The organism is Cohnella yongneupensis (genome assembly GCF_042655785.1).
Taxonomy (GTDB): domain Bacteria; phylum Bacillota; class Bacilli; order Paenibacillales; family Paenibacillaceae; genus Cohnella; species Cohnella yongneupensis.
This window is the reverse complement of record NZ_JBHSNC010000013.1, coordinates 68,890-76,844: the sequence shown is the minus strand read 5'-3', so window position 1 is coordinate 76,844 and position 7,955 is coordinate 68,890. Positions and strand designations below refer to the sequence as shown.

Here is a 7,955-nt window from a genome sequence, read left to right as displayed (position 1 = left end):
CTATAGTTTTCATCGGTAAAACACCAGGGTGTTTTATACAATGTCCACTATAAGGGGTGCACTTCAGCCGGGCTAGAAAGGCTCTATTTCTTCAAGTGGTAAGGGACCGTCGTGACGATTACGTCTTTGCGGTAGAGCAGATGCGCGCGAATCATGAAGCTGGTCTGGTTGTGCAGGATGTTATGCCAGCCCTTCTTCGGGATGAACTGAGGGATGATGACCGTCACCTGGTAGTTCGACTCGCTCGCCTTGCGCTGTACCGTATCGATGAACTTGCTAAGCGGCTGAATAATGCTCCGGTAGTGGGAGTGCAGCGTCACCAATCGGATGTCCGGCCGCCACTTGCTCCATTTTTCCTCGAACAGCGCCTCGTCTTCCCGTTCGAACGGGATGTAGACCGCGATAATTTGATCCGCGTTAAGCGATTGCGCATAGTTAACCGAATGCTCGACGACGTGCGTAATTCCGGATACCGGTACGATGATGACGTTGCCTTTGATCGGCACGGTCGGCTCGCAAGTGGCCAACCGCAGTTGTTCGCCTACGGCTTCGTAATGCTTTTTGATCCGTTGGAAAATAAAGATGATCATCGGCATGAACACGAGAACCGGCCACACTTGGCTGAACTTCGTAACGAAGAACATCATCGTGACGGTAAAGCAAATGATCGCGCCGATCGTATTAATGATGAGCTTCGGAATCCAGCCGCTCGGCTTCTGACGAACCCATTTCACGATCATGCCCACTTGCGCGAGCGTGAACGGAATGAATACGCCGACGGCATATAGCGGGATAAGCTGCTCGGTTTGACCCTTAAAAGCAATGATTAGGATGATCGACAGAAAGCCTAGGCTAATTATTCCGTTCGAATAACCCAACCGGTCGCCCCTGATCGTGAACATGCGCGGAATGAACTTATCTTTCGCCAGATTGACGGCCAAGAGCGGGTAAGCCGAATAGCCGGTATTCGCCGCGAGAATCAAGATCAATGCCGTCGTGCCTTGAATGAAGAAGTACATAAAGTGCCGTCCGAACGTGTGCTCGGCGATCTGGGAGACGACCGTTACGTCGTGCTTCGGCGTTACGCCGTAGTAATACGCCAGCATCACGATGCCGGAGAATAAGATCGCGAGCAACACGCCCATCGCGATCAATGTCTTCGCCGCGTTGTTGGGCGCAGGCGATTTGAAGTTCGGAATGGCGTTCGAGATCGCTTCGACCCCGGTAAGCGCCGAGCTACCCGAGGCGAACGCCTTCAAGAGCAAGAACAAGGAGATGCCCGCAACCGGCGTGCCGACCGAAGTATGCAGCTCCGTCGACACGTCGCCCGTAGCGATCTTGTAGATCCCTACGCCGATCAGGATGAACAGCGCTAGCACGAACAAGTAAACCGGATACGCGAGTATCGAGGCCGATTCCGTAAGCCCGCGCAAATTCAATATCGTAATGAAAACAACGAATATGACCGCGATAATGACCGTGTAGGGATGAAGACTCGGGAAAGCCGACGTTATGGCGTCCGTGCCGGCCGATACGCTTACCGCTACGGTCAGAATATAGTCGACGAGCAATGAACCGCCCGATACTAGTCCAGCCGATAACCCTAAATTTTCCTTCGATACGACGTACGCCCCGCCCCCGTGAGGATAGGCGAAAATAACTTGCCGATAAGATAAAATTAACGCCAGCAACAGGATCAATACGCCGATCGCGATCGGAACCGAATACCACATTGCGGCAGCGCTGATCGTGACCAGGACAAGCAGGATCTGCTCCGGACCGTAAGCAACCGACGACAAGGCGTCCGAGGATAAGATGGCCAGCGCCTTCGTCTTGATCAGCTTTTGCTCCCCTAATTCGTTCGATTTAAGGGGTCGCCCGATCAACAATCTTTTAATGGAATGCATGCCTTACACCGCCAAGTCTAAAGTTATGAAGTCGATACGATGACACAACAAAAAAAACCGCAGAGGTTTCCCCTGCGGCCGGTAATCGTGCCGAAGTTGTGTCTCCTCTAAGACGCTTACGAGGTTAGCTGACGGATTCGGGCGTGTAGAGTCGCCCTACGATAACGGTCTAATGACGCGTTCATCGATTCACCCCGCGCGGCGAGCGGAAAGCCCGTCGCAGATTGGTTCCCCCGTTCCTTAGACTTCAAGGACTCAGCGTATGCTTTTATTATGAAGTTGATGGAATGATCATATTCCTCTCGCTCCGATCTGTAAATCTCGATTTTCCGTCCGATTCCGGCGTAATCGCCATATTTGCGTCATGAATGCGCATACACTTCGCCTACCCGTCGCGCAGCATCTCCACCATGCCTCATTCATCGAATTACCGCTTGCGGTTGATCTGCCGCTTGAAAAAGCGAATAATAAGCCCTTCCCGTATCAGGGCTTATTATTCGCTGGCTACGCCGGTTATATTTGACGATATACATGGGAAAATTTGTTATTCACTTATTTAGGTTTCTCCAGCTTCCGAGGCTCGTAATATCTTCCGCGCCTGCCCATTCGGATGCGTAGCCTTCGCATATGAAGCCAGGCACTTCCGTACCGTCCGCTAGCTCGACCTTGCCGATTCCGAGCGGACTCGGAATCAAGGCGACGAACGAGCCGAACGCCGTCAACGGCAGCTCCCACAGTTCCAATGCGATTGGCGCGCCGCCATTGGTGAGCTTGATTAATCCCGGCTTCGCCGGCGTCGTCGGCAGCTTGAGCAAGCGATACTTGGCGGCCGTCGTCGACTCTCGCACGAACGTCCCTCCGCGTTCCAGCAGCTGTTTCTCGAGCGGGAATCCGCGCATATGCAAGCCGCATACCGCCACTAACGTAGTGTCCGAAGTTGACATGGGCATTCCTCCTGGAAGTTTATTGGCGTATCGGGGACAGCGGATTTGCGATCCGCGCTTGGGTCTGCGCCACGGCTTGCGCGCAGCCGCGGATCAGATCTTCCCGCTCCGCCGTAGCGAATAGCGTGATGCCGAACGGTAACTCCGCCGCCGCATCACCCGCCGGAATCGCGATCGCGCATAGATCCAGCAGGTTGCAGTGGTTTGTATACCTTCCCATGTCGCGGTTCGTCGCAATGGGGTCTTGCCGTACTTGCTCGCGCGTCCAAGTGCCGCCGGCCGTCGGCATGACGAGCACCGCGTCCTTCAGCCGCATGCGCGCTTCGAGCTTGTAAGCTTGCAGCTTGTGCATCGCTTGGAACAACGACGCGGCCGAATGCTTGGGGTCGGCTCCCGTTCTAAGAATGCGTTCGGTCACGGGAAGCGATGCTCCCGGATTCGCCTCGACGAACGCGCCGAGACCCGCCCATCGCTCCGCTACCCACGGACCTTCGTACAGAACGGATGCAGCTTCGCCGTACATCGCGACGTCGACTTCCTCGACGGGAATGTCCAGCGTCCGCAGCGTCGCGACCGCAGCCTGCCAAGCCTGCTCGTATTCGGCCGCGTAAGGGCCGTAGAACCCCAGCGTGCCCGCGGTCGGCACGCAGATGCGCGATGGCAGCGCGGCGGTCGGCGAGGGCAGCGGTCGGGACCAAGGGTCGCTCTCGTGAGGACCGCGAACGACACGGTCGACCTCGAACGCATCGGCAGCATCCCACGCGAATACCGTGACGCAGTCCAAGCTCTCGCACGCAGGCACGACGCCTCGCACCGGCCACGCGCCAAGGCTCGGCTTATAGCCGACGAGCCGGTTCAGGTGTGCCGGAACGCGCCCCGAGCCCGCCGTATCGGTGCCAAGGGAGAATGCCGCGTGACCGCGAGCTACCGCGACCGCCGAGCCGCTGCTCGAGCCGCCGCTAATGAGTTCTGGCCTAAGCGCGTTATGCGTCTCGCCGTATGGACTTCGCGTCCCGACGAGCCCCGTGGCGAATTGGTCGAGGTTCGTCTTGCCTAGCGGAATCGCTCCCGCTTCGATGAGCCGGGCAACGACCGCGGCATCCTCGGAGGGCTGGTAGGCGTACGCCGGACAACCCGCCGTCGTCGGCGCGCCGGACCAATCGATATTGTCTTTGATCGCGAACGGAATGCCCCACAGCGGCGCTTGCGCCGGATCGATTCCGTTCAACCGAAGGAGAAAAGGCTCGATCCGAGACCACTCCGGCGGAGTGATCCATATATTCATTTCTTGATCCTGCTTCGCGCGAAGGATAATCTCCCCCACGACCTCTGCCGGTGTCGTCTCGCCGCTCCGATAACGCTCCCTAAGCTCATTTATCTTGAGCGCTTGAGGTGTTTTGGCCGCGTCCATAAGTCTCCTCCTCGTCCTTTACTTCATAATACTGGCGATAAGCTGCCCCGAATGCACCGGATCCCCTGGCGTAACGAAGAGCGAGCCGATGATTCCGTCCGAGGGAGCTTGCTGGGCGAACTCCATCTTCATGCTCTCTTGGATGATGAGCGTGTCGCCTTTCTTCACTTCCTGTCCCGGCGTCACGAGCACTTTCCATACGCTGCCCGGCATCGGCGTCCGTACGGCGACGGCGCCTTCCGGCAGAACGTTCTCTTCGGTAGGCTTCGCCGTCTCTTGCTCGGAGACATACTCGGCGAGACCAAGCCGCTTCCAGCTCTCCCGCTCCGCCTGGAAAGCCGTCTGCTGCTTATGCTTGAAAGCGTCCGCGCTCTCCTTGATCGAGTCGAGGTACGCCAAGTACTCGCCGAAGTCGAACTCGGTTTCCGTAATATCCGCTTCGAACCGGCCGCGCAGGAAATCTTCGCGCAAGACGAGCAGCTCCTCGGCGCTGACCGGATAAAATTGAATTTGATCGAAGAAACGTAGCAGCCACGGCTGGCCCGGCTTAAAGCTCGCCGTCGGGCGCAACTTATTCCACATTTGTACCGTGCGTCCGACGAATTGATATCCGCCAGGCCCTTCCATGCCGTAAACGCACATGTACGCTCCGCCTATACCGACGGCGTTCTCCGGGGTCCAAGTGCGCGCCGGGTTGTACTTCGTCGTCACGAGCCGATGACGCGGATCGGTCGGCGTCGCGACCGGCGCGCCGAGATAGACGTCGCCAAGTCCGAGCACGAGGTAATTCGCTTCGAACACGATGCGTTGCACTTCCTCGATGCTGTCCAGCCCGTTCACCCGCCGGATAAACTCGATGTTGCTCGGACACCAAGGCGCATCGGGGCGTACGTTCTGCTGGTAACGGTCGATCGCTACCCGCGTAGCCGGGTCGTCCCAAGACAGCGGCAGGCGGACGATCCGCGAAGGCACGCGAATCGAATGCAACGGAGGCAGCGCTTGGTCGATCTCTACGATGCGCTTGCATGCTTCCATAGCCGTAATTCGCGAAGGATCGATATGCACTTGCAAAGAGCGGATTCCCGGCGTCAGATCGATGACCGGAATCGCGTCGCTGGCTTTGATCGCCTGCATTAAGGCGTTCGCTTGGAAGCGAAGCGCCAAGTCCAGTTCGAGCTCTCCGTATTCGACGAGCAAATATTGATCGCCGCAGCAACGGATCGTCAGCGGATACCGGCGGCTTTCGGAAACGTCGCGATGCAAAATCGGGTAATCGGTTCGGAAGTCGGACGCCGCCGATGGCGGCAACACGACAGGCTCGAACGCTTCCCGCTCGCCTTCGCCAATCGCATGCAGGTTAAGCTCCTGCGCCGAACGCAACGCTTCGGCCTCTTGCAGCGTCAGCAACCGGAAGCGCACGGTGTCTCCTGGGTGCAACTGACCGAGCTTCCATAGCTCGGCGGTCGCCGTCGTCACCGGGCAGACGAAGCCGCCTAGACTCGGACCGTCCGGACCAAGCAATATCGGCATGTCGCCGGTGAGATCGAGCGTGCCGACCGCATAGGCGTTATCGTGAATGTTAGAAGGATGAAGGCCCGCTTCGCCTCCGTCCTCTCTGGTCCAGAGAGGCGCGGGTCCGATCAGCCGGACGCCCGTGCGCGAGCTGTTGTAATGAACCTCCCAGGCCGTTTCCGTCAGCTGAGCCAAATAACCCGGCCGCAGAAATTCTTCCGTGCAATGAGGTCCTGGAATAACGCCTATCGTCCACGCTTTAGTCATTAGAGGGCGATCCGCGTAGGCGAGTTCATCCGAGTCCGAGACAGGGTCAACTACGCCCGGAACGCCGTCGACGGAGCTCGCGTTCACGTTCAGCACGTCGCCGGTCCGAATCGCGCGTCCGCCGTGACCGCCGAAATTGCCGAGCGTGAAAGTCGAAGCGCTGCCCAGAATGCGCGGCATGTCTAATCCGCCGCCGATAAGCAAGTACGTGCGCATTCCTTCCTTCGCCTCGCCGAACGTAAGCACTTGCCCACGGCGAGCGCGGATCGCTCGGTACATGTGAACGGGTTCATCGTCGAGCGTCGGCTGCATGTCGGCGCCGGTGACGCAGAACGTCATGTCGCTGCGTAGCCGAAACGAACCTCCCCGCAACGTCATCTCGAGACCTGCGGCATCGTCCGCGTTGCCGAGCAGCTTGTTGCCGATCCGGAACGATAGCGGGTCCATCGGTCCGCACGGCGGAACGCCGACGTCCCAATAACCGACGCGGCCCGGATAATCCTGAACCGTCGTCTGAACGCCGCCGTCGAGCACTTCGAGCGCGCGCTCTTCCGGCTCGAATCCGCCCAGCAGCTGCGTGTAGACGTTGCCGCTTACGCAATCCTCGCTAGCGAGGAGCGCCTGCAAATATTGCAAGTTCGTCGTAATCCCATAGAATCGCGTGTCCGACAACGCGGCGGCCAGCTTGCGAATCGCATCCTCGCGATCTACGCCCTTCACGATAATTTTCGCGAGCATAGGGTCGTAGAGCGTCGTCACGGTCATGCCGTCCCGCACCCACGTCTCGTTGCGGGCATCCGAAGAGAACTTCGCTTGATCCATCTGTCCCGCGCTCGGGCGGAACCCTTGCAGGCAATCTTCCGCATAGATCCGGGCCTGAATGCTATGTCCGCTTGGCTGCGGCACGCGATCGGCAAGCCCCGTCATCTCGTCAGCCGCCTCGCGAACCATCCACTCGACGAGGTCGAGCCCAAGCACCTCTTCGGTCACGCCGTGCTCGACCTGCAGCCGGGTGTTTACTTCGAGGAAGTAGTACTCGCAAGTTTCCGGGTCGTACAAATATTCGACCGTCCCCGCGCTGCGGTAACCGACTTCCGCCGCCAGCCTGCGCGCCGAATCCAACATGCTCGCCCGCGCATCTGCAGGCAAATTCGGCGCCGGCGTCTCTTCTATGACTTTCTGGTTCCGGCGTTGAATGGAGCAATCCCGTTCTCCGAGCGCCACCACTTCCCCGAACCGGTTGCCGAAAATTTGCACCTCGACGTGCCGCGCCTTGGCGATGTATTTCTCCAGAAATACGCCGCCGTTCTTGAAGTTCGCCTCGGCGAGGTGTCTGACCGAATCGAACGCCGCGATCAGCGTCGCTTCGTCCGCGCACACCCGCATCCCGATTCCGCCGCCGCCCGCCGTGCTCTTCAGAATGACCGGATAACCGATTCTCTTCGCCTCGCGCGTCGCGTCTTCTATTTCCGAGATAAGACCCGTTCCCGGCAGCATCGGCACGCCTGCCCGCTCCGCCGCCTCGCGGGCGGAATGCTTCAGCCCGAACGTCTCCATCTGCTCCGGCGTCGGCCCGATGAAGGCGATACCGCGCTCGCGGCAAGCGCGGGCGAACCCGGCGTTCTCGCTGAGGAAGCCGTAGCCCGGATGAATCGCTTGGGCGCCCGTCTCTTCGGCAATACGCAAAATAAGCTCCGCGTTCAGGTAGCTTTCCTTAGCCGGACCGTCGCCGATCAGAACCGCCTCGTCGGCGTTGTCGACATGCAGGCTGTCTTGGTCGGCTTTCGTGTAGACGGCAACGGACGCGATGCCAAGCTTGCGCAGCGTGCGCTCTATCCGGACGGCGATCGCGCCGCGGTTGGCGATGAGAATCTTAGTGAACATATGGATCACTCCCAGGTCGAATTCATAGGT

4 protein-coding genes and 1 riboswitch are annotated in these 7,955 nt (G+C 58.9%); all 4 genes read right to left on the bottom strand.

Going from position 1 to position 7,955, the window contains the following annotated elements; genetic code table 11:
• Positions 1-83: 83 nt before the first annotated feature.
• Positions 84-1,907 carry an APC family permease gene (locus ACFPQ4_RS05325; RefSeq protein ID WP_378110739.1) on the bottom strand — a complete coding sequence of 608 codons (1,824 nt, stop codon included), beginning with the start codon at positions 1,905-1,907 and terminating at the stop codon, positions 84-86.
• A 98-nt stretch (positions 1,908-2,005) separates the two neighbouring features.
• A riboswitch (cyclic di-AMP (ydaO/yuaA leader) is annotated at positions 2,006-2,178 on the bottom strand.
• Positions 2,179-2,455: 277 nt separating this feature from the next.
• The gene (locus ACFPQ4_RS05320) at positions 2,456-2,851 is read right to left on the bottom strand and encodes an allophanate hydrolase-related protein (RefSeq protein ID WP_378110738.1); all 396 of its coding nucleotides are present in this window, start codon (positions 2,849-2,851) and stop codon (positions 2,456-2,458) included.
• A gap of 19 nt (positions 2,852-2,870) precedes the next feature.
• A complete protein-coding gene (locus tag ACFPQ4_RS05315) occupies positions 2,871-4,262 on the bottom strand; it encodes an allophanate hydrolase (protein ID WP_378110737.1) in 1,392 nt (463 codons plus the stop codon).
• Positions 4,263-4,280: 18 nt separating this feature from the next.
• The gene (gene uca, locus ACFPQ4_RS05310) at positions 4,281-7,925 is read right to left on the bottom strand and encodes an urea carboxylase (protein ID WP_378110736.1); all 3,645 of its coding nucleotides are present in this window, start codon (positions 7,923-7,925) and stop codon (positions 4,281-4,283) included.
• Between the last annotated feature and the right edge of the window lie 30 nt (positions 7,926-7,955).

Bases quoted from the DNA above. Each gene is read 5' to 3' on its own strand.
- ACFPQ4_RS05325 (WP_378110739.1), bottom strand. From the start codon at position 1,907: ATGCATTCCATTAAAAGATTGTTGATCGGGCGACCCCTTAAATCGAAC.
- ACFPQ4_RS05315 (WP_378110737.1), bottom strand. From the start codon at position 4,262: ATGGACGCGGCCAAAACACCTCAAGCGCTCAAGATAAATGAGCTTAGG.
- ACFPQ4_RS05320 (WP_378110738.1), bottom strand. From the start codon at position 2,851: ATGTCAACTTCGGACACTACGTTAGTGGCGGTATGCGGCTTGCATATG.
- uca (WP_378110736.1), bottom strand. From the start codon at position 7,925: ATGTTCACTAAGATTCTCATCGCCAACCGCGGCGCGATCGCCGTCCGG.